At 56.7% G+C, this 20715-nt stretch carries 20 protein-coding genes; 9 read left to right on the top strand and 11 right to left on the bottom strand.

Annotation, left to right across the window (positions count from 1 at the left end; translation table 11 throughout):
- Window positions 1-2: 2 nt before the first annotated feature.
- Window positions 3-1892, top strand: a complete 1890-nt coding sequence (locus Electrica_RS02685) for an alpha-galactosidase (RefSeq protein WP_141963324.1) — start codon at window positions 3-5, stop codon at window positions 1890-1892.
- A gap of 32 nt (window positions 1893-1924) precedes the next feature.
- Here Electrica_RS02685 and rsmI read toward each other — a convergent pair whose 3' ends face one another.
- On the bottom strand, window positions 1925-2785 hold the full coding sequence (gene rsmI / locus Electrica_RS02680) for a 16S rRNA (cytidine(1402)-2'-O)-methyltransferase (RefSeq protein WP_141963322.1): 861 nt from the start codon (window positions 2783-2785) through the stop codon (window positions 1925-1927).
- 63 nt (window positions 2786-2848) lie between these two features.
- Here rsmI and Electrica_RS02675 point away from each other — a divergent pair, with 63 nt between their 5' ends.
- The 4 genes from Electrica_RS02675 to dolP are packed head-to-tail and all read left to right on the top strand — an operon-like array spanning window position 2849 to window position 6499.
- Window positions 2849-4957, top strand: a complete 2109-nt coding sequence (locus Electrica_RS02675; protein WP_141963320.1) for a penicillin-binding protein activator — start codon at window positions 2849-2851, stop codon at window positions 4955-4957.
- Window positions 4915-5301 (top strand): YraN family protein, encoded by a 387-nt coding sequence (locus tag Electrica_RS02670; protein ID WP_100685531.1) that lies wholly within the window; start codon window positions 4915-4917, stop codon window positions 5299-5301. The genes Electrica_RS02675 and Electrica_RS02670 overlap by 43 nt, the downstream gene beginning before the upstream one ends.
- Before the next feature lie 22 nt (window positions 5302-5323).
- A complete protein-coding gene (gene diaA, locus Electrica_RS02665) occupies window positions 5324-5914 on the top strand; it encodes a DnaA initiator-associating protein DiaA (RefSeq protein WP_004868024.1) in 591 nt (196 codons plus the stop codon).
- 9 nt (window positions 5915-5923) lie between these two features.
- Window positions 5924-6499, top strand: a complete 576-nt coding sequence (gene dolP, locus Electrica_RS02660) for a division/outer membrane stress-associated lipid-binding lipoprotein (RefSeq protein WP_100685532.1) — start codon at window positions 5924-5926, stop codon at window positions 6497-6499.
- Window positions 6500-6952: 453 nt separating this feature from the next.
- On the opposite strand, the gene Electrica_RS02655 is transcribed toward dolP, so the two are convergent.
- The 3 genes from Electrica_RS02655 to Electrica_RS02645 all read right to left on the bottom strand — a co-directional run bounded on the left by Electrica_RS02655 (window position 6953) and on the right by Electrica_RS02645 (window position 9206).
- Window positions 6953-7990, bottom strand: coding sequence for a permease (locus Electrica_RS02655; RefSeq protein ID WP_131048481.1), 1038 nt, complete (start codon window positions 7988-7990; stop codon window positions 6953-6955).
- A 42-nt stretch (window positions 7991-8032) separates the two neighbouring features.
- Entirely contained in the window at window positions 8033-8677 is a 645-nt protein-coding gene (locus Electrica_RS02650; RefSeq protein ID WP_141963318.1) for an NAD(P)H-binding protein, read from the bottom strand.
- 91 nt (window positions 8678-8768) lie between these two features.
- Window positions 8769-9206: a YhbP family protein gene (locus Electrica_RS02645; RefSeq protein ID WP_141963316.1), complete on the bottom strand. Its 438-nt coding sequence runs from the start codon at window positions 9204-9206 to the stop codon at window positions 8769-8771.
- A gap of 55 nt (window positions 9207-9261) precedes the next feature.
- Between Electrica_RS02645 and Electrica_RS02640 the strand changes: the two genes are divergently transcribed.
- Window positions 9262-9546, top strand: coding sequence for a GIY-YIG nuclease family protein (locus Electrica_RS02640; protein WP_004868040.1), 285 nt, complete (start codon window positions 9262-9264; stop codon window positions 9544-9546).
- On the opposite strand, the gene Electrica_RS02635 is transcribed toward Electrica_RS02640, so the two are convergent.
- Together Electrica_RS02635 and ubiT are read right to left on the bottom strand one after the other, a co-directional pair.
- Window positions 9533-10036, bottom strand: coding sequence for a GNAT family N-acetyltransferase (locus Electrica_RS02635; protein ID WP_100685536.1), 504 nt, complete (start codon window positions 10034-10036; stop codon window positions 9533-9535). The genes Electrica_RS02640 and Electrica_RS02635 overlap by 14 nt on opposite strands.
- Window positions 10030-10554, bottom strand: coding sequence for a ubiquinone anaerobic biosynthesis accessory factor UbiT (gene ubiT, locus Electrica_RS02630; protein WP_100685537.1), 525 nt, complete (start codon window positions 10552-10554; stop codon window positions 10030-10032). The genes Electrica_RS02635 and ubiT overlap by 7 nt, the downstream gene beginning before the upstream one ends.
- 221 nt (window positions 10555-10775) lie before the next feature.
- Between ubiT and ubiU the strand changes: the two genes are divergently transcribed.
- From ubiU to Electrica_RS02615, 3 genes are all read left to right on the top strand, one after another.
- Window positions 10776-11771, top strand: a complete 996-nt coding sequence (ubiU, locus tag Electrica_RS02625) for a ubiquinone anaerobic biosynthesis protein UbiU (RefSeq protein ID WP_131048478.1) — start codon at window positions 10776-10778, stop codon at window positions 11769-11771.
- Window positions 11772-11779: 8 nt separating this feature from the next.
- Window positions 11780-12658, top strand: coding sequence for a U32 family peptidase (locus Electrica_RS02620; RefSeq protein ID WP_100685539.1), 879 nt, complete (start codon window positions 11780-11782; stop codon window positions 12656-12658).
- A 142-nt stretch (window positions 12659-12800) separates the two neighbouring features.
- Entirely contained in the window at window positions 12801-13808 is a 1008-nt protein-coding gene (locus Electrica_RS02615; RefSeq protein ID WP_141963314.1) for a luciferase-like monooxygenase, read from the top strand.
- Window positions 13809-13997: 189 nt separating this feature from the next.
- On the opposite strand, the gene mtr is transcribed toward Electrica_RS02615, so the two are convergent.
- The 5 genes from mtr to pnp all read right to left on the bottom strand — a co-directional run bounded on the left by mtr (window position 13998) and on the right by pnp (window position 20649).
- On the bottom strand, window positions 13998-15242 hold the full coding sequence (gene mtr, locus Electrica_RS02610; protein WP_141963312.1) for a tryptophan permease: 1245 nt from the start codon (window positions 15240-15242) through the stop codon (window positions 13998-14000).
- Between the two features lie 142 nt (window positions 15243-15384).
- Window positions 15385-17346: a DEAD/DEAH family ATP-dependent RNA helicase gene (locus tag Electrica_RS02605; RefSeq protein WP_141963310.1), complete on the bottom strand. Its 1962-nt coding sequence runs from the start codon at window positions 17344-17346 to the stop codon at window positions 15385-15387.
- On the bottom strand, window positions 17339-17419 hold the full coding sequence (gene yrbN, locus Electrica_RS02600; RefSeq protein WP_099001532.1) for a protein YrbN: 81 nt from the start codon (window positions 17417-17419) through the stop codon (window positions 17339-17341). The genes Electrica_RS02605 and yrbN overlap by 8 nt, the downstream gene beginning before the upstream one ends.
- 101 nt (window positions 17420-17520) lie before the next feature.
- Window positions 17521-18405, bottom strand: coding sequence for a lipoprotein NlpI (nlpI, locus tag Electrica_RS02595; protein WP_100685543.1), 885 nt, complete (start codon window positions 18403-18405; stop codon window positions 17521-17523).
- Between the two features lie 108 nt (window positions 18406-18513).
- Window positions 18514-20649 carry a polyribonucleotide nucleotidyltransferase gene (gene pnp, locus Electrica_RS02590; RefSeq protein WP_141963308.1) on the bottom strand — a complete coding sequence of 712 codons (2136 nt, stop codon included), beginning with the start codon at window positions 20647-20649 and terminating at the stop codon, window positions 18514-18516.
- Between the last annotated feature and the right edge of the window lie 66 nt (window positions 20650-20715).

Raw genomic sequence — 20715 nt, 5'->3', positions numbered from 1 at the left:
CCATGAAAAAAGCGCTCAATGTTTCGTTGCTCGCCCTGTTTATTTCACAAAGCGCCTTTGCGGCGAACTATGCCCTGAATAACGACAGTATGGCTTTCTCATTCGATGATGCCAGCTCGGCTGTGGTGGTTAAAGATACCCATTCCGGCCATCAGCTGTCGCCTCAGGAGCCATTCTTTCTGACGCTGCCGGACGAGACCGTTATCCATGCGGCCGACTTTAAAATCAGACACGTTGAGAAAAAAGAGAATGCGCTGGTGGTGGAGTACGCTCACCCTGATTTCAACGTGACCATGACGCTGAATTTGCTGAAAGGCAAGTACGCCAGTATCGATTACACCCTTGCCGCCGTGGGTAAAGCGCAGAATGTCGCGAAAATCACCTTCTTCCCGACCAAAAAGCAGGCGCAGGCGCCTTACGTGGATGGCGCAATTAACAGTTCGCCGATTATTGCCGATACGTTTTTCATGTTGCCGAATAAGCCTGTCGTCAATACTTATGCCTATGAAGGCACCACCCATCTCAACGTCGAACTTAAAACGCCCGTCCAGCCAGAAACGCCGGTGAGCTATACCACCTGGTTTGGCACCGTGGCAGAAACCAGCCAGCTGCGCCGCAGCGTTAACCAGTTTATCAATGCCGTTCGCCCGCGCCCTTATAAACCCTACCTCCACTACAATAGCTGGATGGACATCGGCTTCTTTACCACCTACACCGAGCAGGACGTGCTGGGGCGTATGGATGAATGGGATAAGGCATTTATTACCGGCCGCGGCGTACCTCTCGATGCTTTCCTGCTGGATGATGGCTGGGACGATCGTACCGGCAGATGGTTATTTGGCCCGGCATTCAGCCAGGGTTTCAGTAAGGTCAGGGAGAAAGCGGACAGCCTGCATAGTTCGGTTGGTTTATGGCTCTCGCCGTGGGGCGGTTACAATAAACCGCGCGATATTCGCGTCTCTCATGCCAAAGAGTATGGTTTTGAAACGGTCGACGGTAAATTTGCGCTCTCCGGGCCTCGTTATTTCAAGAACTTCAATGAACAGATCGCCCGTCTGATTAAGAACGAACACATCACCTCCTTCAAACTGGACGGCATGGGCAACGCCAACTCGCATATTCAGGGTAGCCCGTTTGCTTCCGATTTCGATGCCTCCATCGCCCTGCTGCACAACATGCGTAGCGCCAACCCGAACCTGTTTATCAACCTGACGACCGGCACCGATGCCAGCCCGTCGTGGCTGTTCTACGCTGATTCAATCTGGCGTCAGGGCGATGATATCAATCTGTACGGTCCCGGAACGCCGGTACAGCAGTGGATGACCTATCGCGACGCGGAAACCTGGCGCTCGATCGTGCGTAAGGGGCCGTTATTCCCGCTTAATTCCTTGATGTATCATGGCATTGTCAGTGCAGAGAATGCCTATTACGGACTGGAAAAAGTGCAGACCGACAGCGATTTTGCCGATCAGGTGTGGAGCTATTTCGCCACGGGAACCCAGCTACAAGAGCTTTACATCACGCCGTCCATGTTGAACAAAGCCAAGTGGGACGTTCTGGCAGAGGCGGCAAAATGGTCGCGTGAGAATGCCCGCGTACTGGTGGATACACACTGGGTCGGCGGCGATCCGACGGCGCTTGAGGTATATGGCTGGGCATCCTGGAGCAAAGACAAGGCGATACTGGGGCTGCGTAACCCTGCTGATAAAGCGCAAAGTTACTACCTGAACCTGAAAAAAGAGTTTGAAATTCCTCAGGGCGAAGCAACCCGGTTCACCCTGACCGCTCGCTACGGCAGTAACCCAACGGTTCCGGAGCAATATCAGGACGCCGTGGTGATTACGCTACAGCCGCTGCAAACGCTGGTTTTTGAAGCCACGCCGACCCAATAAGATCGATGGCCCGGAGTTCCCGGGCCTGTCTCTTATCCCTGCTGCTCCAGGGCATATTTATACAGCGCATTTTTTTTCACGCCGTGAATTTCCGCGGCCAGCGCAGAGGCTTTTTTCAGCGGCAGTTCCGCCTGCAGCAGGGCCAGCGTGCGCAGCGCGACTGCCGGCAGGGCCTCTTCCTGCGCTTTAAACCCTTCGACGATCAGCACCATCTCGCCTTTACGTCGGTTCTCATCTTCTTTCACCCACGCCAGCAACTCGCCAATGGGCGCGCCGTGAATGGATTCCCAGGTTTTGGTCAGCTCACGCGCCAGCACCACGTAGCGGGATTCTCCCAGCACCGTGCAGATATCTTCCAGGCTTTCCAGCAGGCGGTGGGTTGATTCGTAAAAGATAATCGTGCGCGGCTCTTCTTCCAGCGCCTTCAGGGTATCGCGGCGACCTTTCGATTTTGCCGGCAGAAAACCTTCGTAGCAGAAACGATCGGAAGGCAAGCCCGCCGCGCTTAACGCCGCAATGGCGGCACAGGGGCCCGGAAGCGGCACCACGCGGATATTCGCTTCGCGACAGGCCCGTACCAGGTGATAGCCAGGATCGTTGATCAGCGGTGTCCCGGCGTCAGACACCAGCGCAATGTTCTGCCCGTCTTTTAATTTCGCCAGAAGTGTTTCAGCTTTTTGCTGTTCATTGTGGTCGTGCAGCGCAAATAAACGGGCGTTAATCGCAAAATGCTGGAGCAGCAAACCGGTGTGGCGGGTATCTTCCGCAGCAACTAAATCAACGGCTTGTAGCACTTCCAGGGCACGCTGCGTGATATCAGACAGATTTCCGATCGGAGTGGGCACAATATAGAGCTGCCCCTGAGAATTATCTGCTGATTCGTGTTGTTTCATTGTCTCGTCCGTATTGCCGAATTAATATTGAGCATTGAGCCAAAAAAATATCACTGGATACATATGGTACCGTCAACATTTCTTCGTTCTAAACCCGCGCGTTGTCTGCCCGTACTGCTGGCTGCATTGATCTTCGCTGGCTGCGGCACCCATACCCCGGATCAAAGCACGGCGTTTTTACAGGGTACGGCACAGGCAGATTCCAGTTACTACCTCCAGCAAATGCAGCAAAGTTCGAATGATAGCAAGACCAACTGGCAATTACTCGCCATTCGTGCACTGTTGCAGGAAGGCAAAAAACAGCAGGCCATCGATCTGTTCAACCAGCTGCCGTCTAATCTCAACAGCACCCAGACCCGCGAACAATCCCTGCTGGCCGTCGAAGTGAAGCTGGCGCAGAACGATTTCCAGGGCGCTCAGGCGCTGCTGGCTAAGCTCGATCCTGCCAGTTTTGAGCACAATCAGCAGCCGCGATACTGGCAGGCGCAGATTGATGCCAGCCAGGGCCGTCCGTCAATTACCCTGCTGCGCGCCCTGATCGCCCGGCAAGCGCTGCTGAGTCAGCCGAAACAACAGCAGCAGAATATCGACGCGACCTGGAAAGCGCTCACCTCAATGACCCAGGATCAGGCTAACGCGCTGATCATCAATGCCGATGAAAACGTGCTCCAGGGATGGCTGGATCTGCAACACATGTGGTTTGACAACCGCAACGATCCCACTCTGCTCAAAGCCGGCGTGAAAGACTGGCAAACCCGCTATCCGCAGAACCCTGGCGCGAAAATGTTGCCAACGGCGCTGGTGAATATGCAAAATTATAAACCGGCTTCAACCAATAAGATTGCGCTCCTGCTGCCGCTCAACGGCCAGGCCGCCGTCTTCGGCCGTACCATTCAGCAGGGATTTGAAGCAGCGAAAAATGGCGCGCCGACCGTTGCCGGAAGCGCCGTTCCTGCCCAGGTTGCGCAGGCCGCCAGTGTCGCCAGTAGCGACGTCGTGAGCCCTTCGCAGGCGGAAGTAGGCGACCTGACCTCGGCCAATACCACGCCGACTCCTGTGCAGGCGCCGGCAGCCGATCGGGCACCGGCTCCGGTGACGGCACCGACCGCCGCTCAGGCCGCCGTGGCGCCGAATCAGCCAGCCACCAGCAATACTGGCACGACGAGCGCTCAACCCGCGGTCACCGCCCCGCAGGCCCAGACGGTTGCCACGGCCCCGGCCAATCCTGCGGCTGAACTGAAAATTTACGACACCACCGCGCAACCCATGAGTCAGTTGCTCGCGCAGGTACAGCAGGATGGCGCCACCCTCGTCGTCGGCCCGCTACTCAAAGATAACGTCGAGGATGTCATCAAGAGCAACACCTCGCTCAACGTGCTGGCGCTGAACCAGCCGGAGAAAGTCGAAAATCGCGCCAATATTTGCTATTTCGCCCTTTCGCCGGAAGATGAAGCCCGTGACGCGGCGCGTCATATTCACGATCAGGGCAAACAAACGCCGCTGCTGCTGGCACCTCGCGGCGCACTCGGCGATCGCGTAGTGAGCGCCTTTGCCAACGAGTGGTTAAAACTGGGCGGTGGTACCGTCCTGCAGCAGCGCTTCGGCTCAACTTCCGAGCTGAAATCCAGCGTCAACAGCGGTATCTCTCTGAGCGGAACGCCCGTTTCTACGCTGCCGTCAGCGGCTGACAGCGCCACCGGCAACCCGGAAGAGGCTCCGGTGAGCAGTAGCGGTGGCGTCGATGCCGCCTGGATCCTGGCGACGCCGGAACAGATTGCCTATATCAAACCCATGATCGCCCTGCGCAACGGCAGTCAGAGTAATGTCACCCTGTACGCCAGCTCCCGTAGCGCCCAGGGCACTGCCGGTCCGGATTTCCGCCTTGAGATGGAAGGTTTGCAGTATAGTGAGATCCCGATGCTGGCCGGCAGCAACCCGGCGCTGATGCAGCAGGCGCTCACCGCCGTGCGTAACGATTATTCGCTGGCGCGCCTGTATGCGATGGGCGCGGATGCCTGGTCGCTGGCCAACCATTTCGCCCAGATGCGCCAGACGCCGGGCTTCGAGCTGAACGGTAACACCGGCGATTTGACGGCCACGCAGGACTGCGTGATCAACAGGAAATTGTCATGGCTCAAGTACCAGCGCGGACAGATTGTCGCCGCCAACTAACCAAACAGACCGGAGATGCCTGGGAAAACCAGGCTCGCCGGTGGCTGGAAAGCCAGGGTCTGCGTTTTATCGCCGCCAACGCTCGTGAGCGAGGTGGCGAAATTGACCTCATCATGCGCGATGGCGCGGTAACCGTTTTTGTGGAGGTGCGCTATCGGCGCAGCGCAAGCTACGGAGATGCCGCCTCCAGCGTCACGCAAAAAAAACAACAAAGACTCCTCCAGGCTGCTCGCCTGTGGCTCTCCCGACAGAATGGGAGCTTTGACACTGTGGATTGCCGTTTCGATGTGGTAGCCTTCACCGGAAACGACATCCAATGGCTGAAAAACGCCTTTGGCGAATAGCGTAAATGAATTAAGGGATCCCGTGCTCGATAGAATTAAAGCCTGCTTCACTGAAAGCATTCAAACCCAAATTGCAGCAGCGGAAGCTCTCCCGGATGCCATCTCTCGTGCGGCCTTGACCCTGGTTCAGTCGTTACTCAATGGCAACAAAATCCTCTGTTGTGGCAATGGCACCTCTGCCGCCAATGCACAGCATTTTGCTGCCAGCATGATTAATCGTTTTGAAACAGAGCGTCCTGGTTTACCCGCCATTGCACTAAATACCGATAATGTGGTCTTAACCGCAATTGCCAACGATCGCCTGCATGACGAAATCTACGCCAAGCAGGTTCGCGCGCTAGGCCACGCAGGTGATGTTCTGCTGGCTATTTCCACGCGCGGCAATAGTCGGGACATCGTGAAAGCCGTTGAGGCTGCGGTCACCCGCGATATGACCATCGTCGCACTTACCGGCTACGATGGCGGTGAGCTGGCGGGTCTGCTGGGGCAGCAGGATGTCGAAATACGTATTCCGTCCCATCGCAGCGCGCGAATTCAGGAAATGCATATGCTCACCGTTAACTGCCTGTGCGATTTAATTGATAACACGCTTTTTCCACACCAGGACGATTAAGGAGAACACATGAAGGCTCTCTCGCCCCTTGCCATCATTCTTTCTGCGCTACTGCTACAAGGATGCGTTGCCGCAGCGGTAGTCGGAACGGCCGCTGTCGGCACCAAAGCCGCCACGGACCCGCGTACGGTAGGTACTCAGGTTGATGACAGTACGCTGGAACTGCGCGTCAACAGCGCGCTGTCGAAAGACGAGCAAATTAAGAAGCAGGCCCGGATTAACGTGACGGCCTATCAGGGTAAAGTCCTGCTGACCGGTCAGTCTCCGGTGGCAGACCTCTCCGCGCGCGCGAAGCAAATTGCGATGGGCGTCGAAGGGACAACGGAAGTCTTTAACGAAGTGCGTCAGGGCCAGCCGATTGGCTTAGGTACCGCCTCTTCCGACACCTGGATTACCACAAAAGTGCGCTCTCAGCTGTTGGGATCCGATCAGGTAAAATCGTCAAACGTCAAAGTAACGACCGAGAATGGCGAAGTGTTCCTGATGGGTCTGGTCACGGAACGTGAAGGTCGCGCGGCGGCAGATATTGCCAGCCGGGTCAGCGGCGTGTCGCGCGTCACCACCGCCTTTACCTATATCAAATAAACGCGCCCCCCGGCTTGCGCTACGCTGAGCCGGGCTACGGATGTGCTGTCCCGTAGCCCGGGTGAGGCGTGTACGCCGCGACCCGGGTGAATGATATCAACCCCAGCCCGCCAGCCAGCACGCCACACCGCGCCACCGGTCCCGTAGCCCGGGTGAGGCGTGTACGCCGCGACCCGGGTGAATGATATCAGCCCCAGCCCGCCAGCCAGCCACCGCGCCACACCACCAGCCCCGTAGCCCGGGTAAGGCGTTTACGCCGCGACCCGGGTGAATGATATCAACCCCAGCCCGCCAGCCAGCCACCGCACCGCACCACCAGCCCCGTAGCCCGGGTAAGGCGTGTACGCCGCGACCCGGGTGAATGATATCAACCCCAGACCGCCAGTCACCGCACCGCACAGCGCCACCAATCCCGTAGCCCGGGTGAGGCGTGTACGCCGCGACCCGGGAGGGTTATATCAGCGCCAGTCCGCCAGTCACCGCACCGCACAGCGCCACCAACCCACCGGTCAGCCACAGCGCTTTCGCCGGAAAAGCCTTACGCAACATAATCAACGACGGCACGCTGACCGCAGGCAACGTGATAAGCAGCGCCAGCGCCGGGGCAAACCCCATTCCCGCCAGCATCATGGTTTGGACGATAGGGATCTCCGCCGCGGTAGGGATGACAAACAGACAGCCGGCTATCGCCATCGCTATCACCCAGAACAGGGTATTCCCCACCACGCCATCGGCATGCGGGAACAGCCAGACGCGCGCCGCTCCCAGCACCAGGACCGCCAGAATATAGACCGGGATAGTGTTCCAGAACAGGGTCCAGAGCGCGCTCAGCCAGCGGGTGAAAAAAGGCCCCTGTGCGGTATCACCGACAGCCGGAAGGTCTGACGGTTGCGTTGCCGCCTCTTTGACCCATTTTTGCACCAGCGTCGCCACGATCAGCACCGTTGCCAGCCCGGCAACCAGGCGAATCAAGGCAAACTGCCAGCCCAGCACAAAGCCCATAAATACCAGCGTTGCCGGATTCAGCAGCGGGTTGCCCATCCAGAATGCCAGCGCGCCGCCCATCGATACCTGCTGCTTACGCATTCCCGCCGCGACCGGTGCGGCGCAGCAAGTACACATCATACCGGGCAGAGAAAACAGCACACCTGAGAGCGTACCGCGAAATCGCGATTGACCCAGCGTACGCAGCAGCCAGTCGCGTGGGATCAGCACCTGAATCAGCGAACCGAGCAGCACGCCCAGCACCGCCGCTTTCCAGACCGCCAGGAAGTAGACCACCGCGTAGTCCCATGCCGCTTTCAGCGGGTTAGCGTCGGCCTGGGCCAAAATTGATTTGCCGATACTGTGGGTTTCTGCGGCCGTAAACGCCTTGCCATAGTAAGGCTGCCATTTAACGAACCACAGGCCAACGATAACAACGAGAAAAAACAGCGCGGGCTTCCACCATTGAAACGGTGATGCCGCCCGAGATGAAGACTGACCAGCCATAGTATTCCCCAGGAAGGATGTGGTGATGTGAAGCGCAGAATACTACCCTTCGCGGGTCGCAATTTCACGCAGTTTTGCCGATGGCAGAATCGTCACGCCTTCCCGTCCAGGGGTCAGCGCTTCGCTCAGCATCGCTTGCGCCACCTCATGGGCAGGGATAGATTTCCAGTTTCCCGGCAGCAGTCGGAACAATGGCGCCAGCACCGCTTCGTTTGCCCTTTTTTTATCGCGATCGCCCAGCAGCATCGACGGGCGCAAAATCGTCAGACGCGTCCACGGCTGTGCACGCAGCGCCTCTTCCATTTCGCCTTTAACGCGGTTGTAGAAGAACATCGAATGCGGGTTGGCCCCCATCGCGCTGACCACCAGCATGTGCTTCGCGCCCAGCCGGAGCCCGGTGAGCGCCGTATCCACCACCAGTTGGTAGTCGGCCTGAATGAAGGCGGCTTGACTGCCCGCGTCTCGCAGCGTAGTCCCCAGACAGCAAAACACGATATCGACGGGGTCAACAACCTGCGCCAACGCATCGCTCAGCTGAGGGGCATGTGGATTCAGCACCCCCTCGGCATCCGCCAGCGGGCGGCGGGTTGCGGCAGTTATCGCCGCAATGCCCGGCGCCTGAATTAACAGTCGAAGCAAGTGCCCACCAACCAACCCGGTAGCCCCTGTTATTAGCACCTGGCTCATTATGCCCCCTGAAAAATCAACCCTTCAGCAGCGGATGCCGCGGTAACAAAAGTATGCGGGAAATGTCAGACTCTGCACGCCCGTTACGACTTCACTGGCTATCGGATTGACGGAGCCAGTGTAACTTGGTGCCGAACCCCAGCGTGTTATCGGTAAACTTGAGCTCATCCGGACGGATTTCCCAGACCGGCGCCCGCAGCATCCTGGCGATCGGAAAGCGGTTGACGTACCGCGCGCGCATCGCCGCTTCCTCGTCGCCGGAAAGACGGCGAATTTCACCTTTAAACTGGACGCCGCGAATGCGGGCTACGGTTTTCGGCTGGCCATTTACGGTGCCGGCAACCTTTGCGCGCAGGCCGGTCATCTGCCCGTGGCGGGTATGGTCATCACTCAGGAGATAGAAGGCGACGTTTTGCGCGTCATACACATAAAACGCATTGGCGCACCACAGCTCTCCCTCACTGGCAACGCACCAGCTAATCACATGCTGTTTGCCAAGCCAGCGGCTGATAGCAGCAAGCGTATCCATCTTTACTCTCCGGTATGTTATGGTGCATCTACCTTAACATACCGACCTTTCTACCGTGCGCTGGTTTCTCTATCTGATACGTACCGCCGATAATCGCCTTTATACCGGGATTACTACCGATGTTGCGCGCCGTTTTTGTCAGCATCAGGATGGCAAGGGAGCAAAAGCATTGCGGGGAAAAGGCGAGCTGCAGCTGGCGTTCAGTCAGGAAGTTGGTGAACACTCACTTGCATTACGACTGGAGTATCGCATCAAGCAGCTAACGAAGCGCCAGAAAGAGCGCCTCGTTGCCGGTGATGGTTCTTTTGAGACTCTGCTGGAGAGCCTCAGAGGCGGTTAAAGCGATCGCAGTACTCGACCAGCCCATGCACCCCTTCCAGCGCGTCATCGGCCAGCGGGCGTACCTGGAACGCCTCGGCGGTATCCGGCCAGCGGCAACGCAGATCGAAGCGGGCAGCCGGCTCAAAGCCAAGGCGCCCGTAGAGGGCCGGATCGCCCAGCGTCACCACTGCGGCATAGCTAAACTCATTTAATGAATCCAGCCCTTCGTAGACCAGCTGGCTGCCGATGCCCTGGCCGCGATAGTTTTCATCTACCGCCAGCGGCGCCAGTCCGACCCACTGCAGCTCTTCGCCTTCAACGGATACCGGGCTGAAGGCGACGTAGCCAATAACCTGCCCTTCATCATCTGTCGCCACCACGCCCAGCGTGATCAGACCGTCTTCACGTAAATCGTGCACCAGCTGCGCTTCGGCATCGCTGCCAAACGTACGGCGCAATAACGCGTCGATTCCCGGTGCATCAATCCCAATTTCAACTCGAATCAGCATGCCTCACCTACCGATGTCTGTTCAGGTTTCCGCGGGCCGTTTAGCCCCGCTTCAACAAAGTCAGCCAGCTGCAGCAGCATCACGCGCAGCGCTTTTGGCATCTGCTCCAGCTCAATGGCATCCATCAGGTTTTTTACATACAGCCCCAGCTCAGTATCGCCTTCGATGACCAGCCGACGCTGGAAGAACAATGTATCCGGATCCTGTTTACGCGCGACAATCATCAGCAGATCGCTGGCATCGGCGCTGAAGCTCACATCCGCTTCGGCCGTAGAGCTGACCACCAGACGCCCATCGCTCACCGAGGTATACCACAGCAGACCGATATCACGCACATTAATACTTAACCAGCGGCCTTCGAGAAAATCCAGTTCGCCATCCTCCAGAGCCTGACGAAACTGCCAGCTTAATACCTGCTCCAGCACCTGGCGCTTGAGGGCAAAAGGCGCCAGCTTAACCGGCACGCTCATCAAAGACGGGCCAAAGTGGACCAGCCGGGAACGCAATTTATCCAACACAAGCCTTACTCCATGAAAGCAATAGTTCCGCTATTGTGCCATATCAAATAAACGACATAGCGGCGTAAATCAACAAAATCACCACGACGGGTACCTATTATTGGCGCCGCCAATACGCTTTTAACTGCCTCAAATCAAAAATTGTCACCAGAAGGTTAACTAAAATCCCTGCTCATTAACCCTATCAGCGTCCCTTCGGGCCGCATTTTTCAGGAAAAGTTATGGAGCTGCTCTGCCCAGCCGGCAACCTTCCGGCACTTAAGGCGGCCATCGAAAACGGTGCCGACGCCGTCTATATCGGGCTGAAAGATGACACCAACGCCCGCCACTTTGCCGGTCTTAATTTCACCGAAAAGAAACTGCAGGAAGCCGTGAGCTTTGTGCATCAGCACCGTCGTAAGCTGCATATTGCGATCAATACCTTTGCGCATCCTGACGGCTATGCCCGCTGGCAGCGCGCGGTAGACATGGCGGCGCAGCTGGGCGCGGATGCTTTAATCCTTGCCGATATCGCCATGCTGGAATACGCCGCGGAGCGTTATCCACATATTGAACGCCACGTTTCGGTACAGGCGTCAGCAACCAATGAAGAGGCGGTGCGTTTCTATCAGCGCAATTTCGATGTCGCCCGCGTCGTGCTGCCGCGCGTGCTGTCAATTCATCAGGTAAAACAGCTGGCCCGCACAACGCCGGTGCCGCTGGAGGTCTTCGCCTTCGGTAGCCTGTGCATCATGGCGGAAGGCCGCTGCTACCTCTCTTCCTACCTGACCGGCGAATCGCCAAATACCGTCGGCGCCTGTTCCCCTGCGCGCTTTGTTCGCTGGCAGCAAACGCCGCAGGGTCTCGAATCACGCCTCAACGAAGTGCTGATCGATCGCTACCAGGATGGTGAAAATGCGGGCTACCCGACGCTGTGCAAGGGCCGCTATCTGGTAGATGGCGAGCGCTATCATGCACTGGAAGAGCCGACCAGCCTGAATACGCTGGAGCTCCTGCCGGAACTGATGGCGGCAAATATTGCGTCGGTGAAAATTGAAGGTCGTCAGCGCAGCCCGGCCTATGTCACCCAGGTGGCGAAAGTCTGGCGTCAGGCGATCGACCGCTGCAAAGCCGATCCGCAAAACTTTATTCCGCAATCCGCATGGATGGAGACGCTCGGTGCGATGTCCGAAGGGACACAAACCACCCTTGGCGCCTACCACCGTAAATGGCAGTGAGAAAAGTCATGAAATATTCATTAGGGCCGGTGCTTTACTACTGGCCGAAGGAGACGCTGGAAGATTTTTACCAGCAGGCCGCGCGCTCCAGTGCCGATACGATCTATCTGGGCGAAGCCGTATGCAGCAAACGTCGCGCCACCAAAACAGGCGACTGGCTGGAGATGGCGAAAGCGCTGGCCGGCAGCGGTAAGCAGGTGGTGCTCTCCACGCTTGCGCTGGTGCAGGCCTCTTCCGAACTCAATGAGCTGAAGCGCTATGTCGATAACGGCGAATTTCTGATCGAAGCCAGCGATCTTGGCGTCGTCAATATGTGCGCAGAGCGCAAACTGCCGTTCGTCGCCGGACATGCGCTCAACTGCTATAACGCCGTCACCCTGCGTCTGCTGCGTAAACAGGGAATGATCCGCTGGTGTATGCCGGTTGAACTGTCTCGCGACTGGCTGGTGAATCTGCTCACCCAGTGCGAAGATCTTGGTTTGCGCGATCAGTTCGAAGTGGAAGTCCTGAGCTACGGCCATCTGCCGCTGGCCTATTCTGCGCGCTGCTTTACCGCACGTTCCGAAGATCGGCCAAAAGACGAATGCGAGACCTGCTGCATCAAGTACCCGAACGGGCGCAGCGTGCTGTCCCAGGAAAATCAGCAGGTGTTTGTCCTGAATGGTATTCAGACCATGAGCGGCTATGTCTATAACCTCGGCAACGAACTGGCGTCGATGCAGGGGTTGGTCGATATGGTGCGCCTGTCCCCGCTGGACAACGATACCTTTGCCATGCTTGATGCTTTCCGCGCCAATGAAAACGGCGCCTCGCCGCTGCCGCTGATCGCCAACAGTGACTGTAACGGTTACTGGAAACGGCTGGCCGGGCTGGAACTGCAGTCCTGAAAATAGCTCACTTTGTTAACAGCATGCTTCGTCTTTTCATGCAGTATGAACGCTGCAGCTTTTCTGGCCGACGCTCGCTGAATGCGCCAGGCTGGAAGAAGACCTTCAATCTGATGACGATGCTGTAACAAAGTGAGCCTTTATGACTGACAAATCTATTCCGTTCTCGGTGCTCGATCTGGCACCGATCCCCGAGGGTTCTTGCGCCAAAACGGCCTTCTCACACTCTCTGGATCTCGCGCGTCTGGCTGAAAAACGCGGCTATCACCGCTATTGGCTGGCGGAGCACCACAACATGGTTGGCATCGCCAGCGCCGCAACCTCGGTGCTTATCGGTTATCTGGCAGCGAATACCACGACGCTGCACCTGGGATCCGGTGGCGTGATGTTACCCAACCATTCACCGCTGGTGATCGCCGAACAGTTCGGTACGCTCAATACCTTGTATCCCGGTCGTATTGACCTCGGGCTTGGCCGGGCGCCGGGCAGCGACCAGCGCACGATGATGGCGCTCCGCCGCCATATGGGTGGGGATGTTGATAACTTCCCGCGCGATGTCACCGAACTGGTGGGCTGGTTTGATGCCCGCGATCCCAATCCGCACGTGCGTCCGGTTCCCGGCTACGGCGAGAAGATCCCGGTGTGGCTGTTAGGATCCAGTCTGTACAGCGCGCAGCTGGCGGCACAGCTTGGGCTGCCTTTTGCCTTCGCCTCGCACTTCGCGCCGGATATGTTATTCCAGGCGCTGCATCTCTACCGCACCCAGTTCAAACCGTCCGAACGCTTAGCGAAACCGTACGCCATGGTATGTATTAATATCATCGCCGCCGATAGCAACCGTGATGCCGAATTCCTGTTCACCTCGATGCAACAGGCATTCGTGAAACTGCGTCGCGGCGAAACCGGTCAGCTGCCGCCGCCGGTGGAAAATATGCATCAACTGTGGTCCGCCTCTGAACAGTACGGAGTACAGCAGGCGCTCAGCATGTCGCTGGTGGGGGATAAAGCCAAAATCCGCCATGGGCTGGAATCCATTCTGCGGGAAACCCAGGCCGATGAGCTGATGGTCAACGGGCAGATCTTTGATCATCAGGCGCGTTTGCATTCGTTTGATTTAGCGATGCAGGTGAAAGAGGAGTTGCTGGGGTAGTTTTTGCCGGATGGCGGCGGCGTCTTATCCGACCTGCTCATTCCCTGTAGGCCCGGTCAGCCTCGCGCCACCGGGCATTCTCACTTCGAGTCGACAGGGTCACTTTTTGCCGGATGGCGGCGGCGTCTTATCCGGCCTGTTCATTCCCTGTAGGCCCGGTAAGCCTCGCGCCACCGGGCATTATTCTGCTTACTGATAAACAGGCAACAGATTAAAGCTCGATAAAAAATGCACGATAATGTTGCCGACGCCAAACAGCAGAATCAGCACAATCATCGGCGTTCCGCCCCAGACACGAAACTGTGGACTACCGAAGCGTTTACGCGATGCGCGGGCTAACAGGGCCGGGACAATCGCCGCCCAGATGGTTGCGGCTAAACCGGCATAGCCGATGGCATACAGGAAACCATTGGGCTGCAGCAGGCCGCCAATGATCGGTGGCACAAAGGTCAGGAGCGCAGTCTTAAAACGGCCGAGAGCCGAATCATCAAACCCAAACAGGTCCGCCAGATAGTCAAACAGGCCCAGAGTGACGCCAAGGAAAGAGCTGGCAACGGCGAAGTTCGAGAACACCACCAGCAGCAGGTCCAGACTACGGCTGTTGAGCACTCCGCTCAATGCCTGTACCAGCACATCAATGTTACCGCCCTTCTGCGCGATGCCGATAAACTCAGGGCGTGGAATGTTGCCCATCGTCACCAGTAACCAGACGACATACAGTCCGAGGGCCAGCAGCGTGCCGTACACCAGGCAGCGGATAATGGTCCGGGGATCTTTGCCGTAATACTTCATCAGGCTCGGTACGTTACCGTGATAGCCAAAGGAGGCCAGGCAAAACGGCAGCGTCATCAGCAGATACGGCGTGTAGGAAGCATTTTTTTCGGCAACATTAAACAACGTCGTCGGTTCAACATGTCCCAGCAGGCTGCCAAAGGTCAGGAAGAAGGTGATGACCTTTGCTCCCAGCACGATTGCCGTCATTCGGCTCACCGCTTTGGTGCTCAACCACACAATAAAAGCCACCAGCAGCGCAAAGCCAAAGCCCGCCGCCCACGCCGGCACATTCAATGAAAGCTCAGAGAAGGTATGGTGCAGTATGGAGCCGCTGGCCGAGATATAGGCATAGGTCAGGATATAGAGCACAAAAGCGATCGACAGACCGTTGACCAGATTCCAGCCTTTGCCGAGCAGGTCTTTGGTGATGGTGTCGAAGCTGGAACCAATGCGGTAGTTCAGGTTGGCTTCCAGAATCATCAGTCCGGAATGGAGCATGCAAAACCAGGTAAAGATCAGCGCTGCCAGCGACCAGAAGAACCACGCGCCGGACATGACCACCGGCAGCGAAAACATGCCTGCGCCAATGATGGTTCCGCCGATTATCACCACGCCGCCAAACAAGGACGGTCGGGTTGCCGTAGTGGTAAGTGTCGCCATTTGCCGAAATCTCCAGTCAATCATGCTTTTCGTTGTTAACGCGCAGCACTGTACCAGTACACGAGTACAAAGGAAATAAAAAAAGCCCCAATCATCACGATCGGGGCTGTATTATTTACTTTACGCTAGCGGAGTGCATTAATTACGCATCGCCACCGAAACGACGACGGCAAGCGGAATCATCACGGCGCGGAGCCGCAGACGCATCATCACGACGCGGGGCACGAGCACTGTCACGACGTTCGCCGCTGAAACGACGACCATCACCACGGCCGCCTTCGCGACGCTCACCGAAGTTGCGGCCGCCTTCACGACGTTCGCCACCGAATGCACGACCACCTTCACGACGTTCACCGCCGCCACGACGTTCGCCGCCACGGTCCGGACGCGGCTGAGCATCGCCCAGCAGCTGCATGTTCATCGGCTTGTTCAGGATGCGAGTACGCGTGAAGTGCTGCAGAACTTCGCCCGGCATGCCTTTCGGCAGTTCGATCGTGGAGTGGGTACCGAACAGCTTGATGTTACCGATGTAACGGCTGCTGATATCGCCTTCGTTAGCGATAGCGCCAACAATATGACGAACTTCAACGCCATCATCGCGGCCCACTTCAATGCGATACAGTTCCATATCGCCCACATCGCGACGTTCGCGCTTAGGACGGTCTTCGCCGCTACGCTCCGGACGGTCGCCACGCGGGCCACGGTCATTGCGGTCGCCACGACGTTCGAAACGATCGTCACGGTCGCGGAATTCACGCTTAGGACGCATCGGCGCATCCGGCGGCAGAATCAGCGGACGTTCGCCCTGAGCCATTTTCAGCAGTGCTGCGGCCAGAGTTTCGATATCCAGCTCTTCATCTTCAGCAGACGGCTGGATTTTCGCCAGCAGCGCGCGGTACTGATCCAGATCGCTGCTTTCCAGCTGCTGCTGAACTTTGGCAGCAAATTTTTCCAGGCGGCGTTTGCCCAGCAGTTCAGCGTTCGGCAGCTCTACTTCTGGAATCGTCAGCTTCATGGTGCGTTCGATGTTACGCAGCAAGCGGCGTTCACGGTTCTCAACAAACAGCAGCGCGCGGCCAGCACGACCCGCACGACCGGTACGGCCGATACGGTGAACGTAAGACTCGGAGTCCATCGGGATATCATAGTTAACAACCAGGCTGATACGCTCAACGTCGAGGCCACGAGCCGCAACGTCGGTCGCAATCAGGATATCCAGACGACCATCTTTCAGACGTTCCAGAGTCTGCTCACGCAGCGCCTGGTTCATGTCGCCGTTCAGCGCGGCGCTGTTGTAGCCGCTACGCTCCAGCGCTTCAGCCACTTCCAGGGTCGCGTTTTTGGTACGAACGAAGATAATCGCCGCATCAAAATCTTCTGCTTCCAGGAAACGCACCAGCGCTTCATTTTTACGCATACCGTAAGCAGTCCAGTAGCTCTGGCTGATGTCCGGGCGAGTGGTGACGCTGGACTGGATGCGCACTTCCTGCGGCTCTTTCATAAAGCGGCGGGTAATGCGACGGATTGCTTCCGGCATGGTGGCGGAGAACAGAGCGGTCTGATGACCTTCCGGGATCTGCGCCATAATTGTTTCTACGTCTTCGATGAAGCCCATACGCAACATTTCGTCAGCTTCATCCAGTACCAGACCGCTCAGTTTAGAGAGATCAAGAGTACCGCGCTTCAGGTGGTCCAGCAGACGACCTGGGGTCCCCACAACGATTTGTGGTCCCTGGCGCAAAGCACGCAGCTGCACGTCATAACGCTGGCCGCCGTAAAGGGCTACCACGTTTACGCCGCGCATATGTTTAGAGAAGTCCGTCATTGCTTCAGCGACCTGAACCGCCAGTTCGCGGGTCGGCGCCAGCACCAGAATTTGCGGTGCTTTCAGCTCAGGATCAAGGTTGTTCAGCAGCGGTAAAGAGAACGCTGCGGTTTTACCGCTACCCGTCTGGGCCATACCCAGAACGTCGCGGCCGCCCAGCAGATGCGGAATGCACTCAGCCTGGATCGGAGATGGTTTTTCGTAACCCAGATCGTTAAGCGCTTCAAGGATGGGAGCCTTCAGGCCCAGATCTGCAAAAGTGGTTTCGAATTCAGCCATGTAGTACGTGTGCCTCAAAATTAATGGCGGCCAGTCTACATAACTCAACGTGAAAATTTAGAGTAATTTTCATTGAAAAGTGTGAACCGGCTCAAAGTAGGTGTATTAACGAACAACAACGCCCTCACCCGTGAAGGTGATGGCAAACAAAAAATGGGCTGATGTGTTCGTCAGCTATTGCTGGTCCGATTCTGCCAGGTCATCTTGCTCCTGGCCCAGGAGCGATAATTCCAACAATGCGTATCGGTGCTCAACGTAGTTGTGAACGTTGTTTGCGACCGCCAGTTTGAACAGTGCCGTAGCGCTGTCCTTGTCCCCCAGACTTAGGTAGTACTTACCTAAATAGAAGTTGGTTTCACTGAGATGCTCAGCGAGCGAGGTGTTATCCGTTGCGTCTGCCTTCAAACGGTCCATCAACGTTTTTTCGTTGATGTCGCTAAGGTAGAACTCGACAATGTTCCATCCCCATTGTTCTTTATCCGATTTGTCGAAGCGCTGTTTCAGTGCTTCAAGCGCCCGCTTCTCGTCGAGTTTACGCTCAGCGAGGTAAAGCCACAGGCTACGGAAAGGATCATTGGGATCGTCTTGATAAAACGCCAGCAGATCATCTTGCGCTAACTTAGCGCGACCGCCGTAATACAGGGCGATGCCGCGATTCAAGTGCGCGTAGTTGTAAGTTGGATCAAGCTCAAGTACAGAATCAAACGCTTCATAGGCAGCATCAAAATTGCCTGCCTGCGTTAAATAAATGCCTAAGTAATTGAATACTTCGGGCATATCAGGTCGGATTGCCAACGCTTGTGAAAAATCATTTCGCGCTAATGCCCTCAGACCGAGACTATCATACAACACTCCGCGCTCATATAAAAGCTGTGCGCGTTCGTCATCGGTTAAAGCCCGACTGGCAAGAATTTGTTCCATGCGCGCCAGAATCACTTCTTGCTGCAAAGTCGGTTGCAATGGCACCGCGAGGACTGCGTCCTTACGCCAGGCAGAGTTGCTGCATCCTGCCAGCGTGAGAGCTGTCGCCACGAAACACCAGCGCAAAAAAGGCTTCATTTCCCACTCCCGAAGACAACGATTGGATGAACGTCCAGTTCCCCGGCTGCAAACAAGGCGTCCTGCCCGTAATACGCCCTCCGCCAACGCGGAGGGCAAACGGCAACCTTACTCGCCCTGCTCAGCAACCGGAGCTTCCGGTGCAGCGGCAGGCTGAGTCTGTTCAGCTGCTTCTTTAATGCTCAGACGAACACGGCCCTGACGGTCAACTTCCAGAACCTTAACCGGCACTTCCTGGCCCATCTGCAGGTAATCGGTCACTTTCTCTACGCGCTTATCGGCGATCTGAGAAATATGCACCAGACCTTCTTTACCGCCGCCGATGGCAACAAATGCGCCAAAGTCAACGATACGGGTCACTTTACCCGTGTAAACACGGCCAACTTCGATCTCAGCAGTGATCTCTTCGATACGACGGATAGCATGCTGCGCTTTGTCGCCGTCGGTCGCTGCGATCTTCACGGTACCGTCATCTTCGATTTCGATGGTGGTGCCGGTCTCTTCGGTCAGCGCACGAATCACAGAACCGCCTTTACCGATCACGTCTTTGATCTTGTCCGGGCTGATCTTGATGGTGTGGATACGCGGTGCGAATTCGGAGATATCGCCGCGCGGCGCGTTAATCGCCTGCTCCATTACGCCCAGGATGTGCAGACGTGCACCTTTCGCCTGGTTCAGAGCAACCTGCATGATCTCTTTGGTGATGCCTTCAATTTTGATATCCATCTGCAGCGCAGAGATACCGTCGCGGGAACCCGCTACTTTGAAGTCCATATCACCCAGGTGGTCTTCGTCACCCAGAATGTCAGACAGTACGACGTAGTTGTCGCCTTCTTTCACCAGACCCATCGCGATACCCGCAACGGCGGCTTTCACCGGCACGCCAGCATCCATCAGCGCCAGAGAAGCACCGCACACGGAAGCCATGGAGGAAGAACCGTTAGATTCGGTGATTTCAGACACCACGCGAACGGTGTACGGGAATTCTTCCGTGGTCGGCATAACGGCCAGTACGCCGCGCTTAGCCAGACGACCGTGACCGATTTCACGACGCTTCGGTGAACCCACCATCCCGGTCTCGCCGACGGAGTACGGAGGGAAGTTGTAGTGGAACAGGAAGGAGTCAGTACGCTCGCCCATCAGTTCGTCGATGTTCTGCGCATCACGTGCGGTACCCAGCGTCGCAGTCACCAGCGCCTGGGTTTCGCCACGGGTGAACAGTGCGGAACCGTGAGTACGCGGCAGTACGCCGGTACGAACGTCCAGACCACGGATCATATCTTTTTCACGGCCATCGATACGCGGCTCGCCTGCCAGTACGCGGCTACGTACGGCATTTTTCTCGATAGCGTGCAGGATTTCACCCAGTTCGTTAGCATCCAGGGTTTCATCTTCAGCAATCAGAGTCGCGATAGTTTCTGCTTTGATCACGTCAATCTGAGCGTAACGCTCTTGTTTATCAGTGATACGGTAAGCATCGCTCAGACGCGCTTCGGCCAGGGCAGCAACGCGCGCATTCAGCGCTTCGTTGACGGCTTCCGGCTGCCAGTCCCAGCGCGGTTTACCCGCTTCTTTAACCAGCTCGTTAATGTTCTGAATGACAATCTGCTGCTGCTCGTGGCCAAAGACCACCGCGCCCAGCATCTGGTCTTCGCTCAGCAGTTCAGCCTCAGATTCAACCATCAGCACGGCCGCTTCGGTACCGGCAACAACCAGGTCCAGCTTACTTTCTTTCAGCTCGTCCTGAGTCGGGTTCAGAACGTACTGGTCGTTGATGTAACCCACGCGGGCAGAACCGATAGGACCGTTGAACGGAATACCGGACAGGGACAGCGCTGCGGAAGCACCAATCATCGCCACGATATCCGGGTTAACCTGCGGGTTAACGGAAACAACGGTAGCGATAACCTGCACTTCGTTAACAAAGCCCTCCGGGAACAGCGGACGAACCGGACGGTCAATCAGACGCGCGATCAGGGTCTCGCCTTCGCTTGGACGGCCTTCGCGACGGAAGAAACCACCCGGGATTTTACCTGCTGCGTAAGTACGTTCTTGATAGTTAACAGTCAGCGGGAAGAAGTCCTGACCTGGTTTCGCTTTTTTCTGACCCACAACGGTAACGAATACCGCGGTGTCATCCATGCTAACCATGACAGCAGCAGTGGCCTGACGAGCCATCATGCCGGTTTCCAGTGTTACGGTATGTTGGCCGTACTGGAATTTACGAACGATCGGATTTAGCAAAATTCTATCCTTTATATCAATAGGTGACGCTATATCCACGACATAACGTCAGTTGACCCGATCTCC

It is taken from the genome of Klebsiella electrica (assembly GCF_006711645.1).
Classification (GTDB): Bacteria; Pseudomonadota; Gammaproteobacteria; order Enterobacterales; family Enterobacteriaceae; genus Klebsiella; species Klebsiella electrica.
The sequence above is the reverse complement of the archived record's forward strand: the minus strand, read 5'-3'. Positions and strand labels throughout refer to the sequence as shown.

Excerpts from the sequence above, each read along its gene's own strand:
- Electrica_RS02685 (WP_141963324.1), top strand. The coding sequence starts at position 3 with ATGAAAAAAGCGCTCAATGTTTCGTTGCTCGCCCTGTTTATTTCACAA.
- rsmI (WP_141963322.1), bottom strand. The coding sequence starts at position 2,785 with ATGAAACAACACGAATCAGCAGATAATTCTCAGGGGCAGCTCTATATT.
- Electrica_RS02675 (WP_141963320.1), top strand. The coding sequence starts at position 2,849 with ATGGTACCGTCAACATTTCTTCGTTCTAAACCCGCGCGTTGTCTGCCC.
- Electrica_RS02670 (WP_100685531.1), top strand. The coding sequence starts at position 4,915 with ATGGCTCAAGTACCAGCGCGGACAGATTGTCGCCGCCAACTAACCAAA.
- dolP (WP_100685532.1), top strand. The coding sequence starts at position 5,924 with ATGAAGGCTCTCTCGCCCCTTGCCATCATTCTTTCTGCGCTACTGCTA.
- Electrica_RS02655 (WP_131048481.1), bottom strand. The coding sequence starts at position 7,990 with ATGGCTGGTCAGTCTTCATCTCGGGCGGCATCACCGTTTCAATGGTGG.
- Electrica_RS02650 (WP_141963318.1), bottom strand. The coding sequence starts at position 8,677 with ATGAGCCAGGTGCTAATAACAGGGGCTACCGGGTTGGTTGGTGGGCAC.
- Electrica_RS02645 (WP_141963316.1), bottom strand. The coding sequence starts at position 9,206 with ATGGATACGCTTGCTGCTATCAGCCGCTGGCTTGGCAAACAGCATGTG.
- Electrica_RS02635 (WP_100685536.1), bottom strand. The coding sequence starts at position 10,036 with ATGCTGATTCGAGTTGAAATTGGGATTGATGCACCGGGAATCGACGCG.
- ubiU (WP_131048478.1), top strand. The coding sequence starts at position 10,776 with ATGGAGCTGCTCTGCCCAGCCGGCAACCTTCCGGCACTTAAGGCGGCC.
- Electrica_RS02620 (WP_100685539.1), top strand. The coding sequence starts at position 11,780 with ATGAAATATTCATTAGGGCCGGTGCTTTACTACTGGCCGAAGGAGACG.
- Electrica_RS02615 (WP_141963314.1), top strand. The coding sequence starts at position 12,801 with ATGACTGACAAATCTATTCCGTTCTCGGTGCTCGATCTGGCACCGATC.
- mtr (WP_141963312.1), bottom strand. The coding sequence starts at position 15,242 with ATGGCGACACTTACCACTACGGCAACCCGACCGTCCTTGTTTGGCGGC.
- Electrica_RS02605 (WP_141963310.1), bottom strand. The coding sequence starts at position 17,346 with ATGGCTGAATTCGAAACCACTTTTGCAGATCTGGGCCTGAAGGCTCCC.
- yrbN (WP_099001532.1), bottom strand. The coding sequence starts at position 17,419 with ATGAAAATTACTCTAAATTTTCACGTTGAGTTATGTAGACTGGCCGCC.
- nlpI (WP_100685543.1), bottom strand. The coding sequence starts at position 18,405 with ATGAAGCCTTTTTTGCGCTGGTGTTTCGTGGCGACAGCTCTCACGCTG.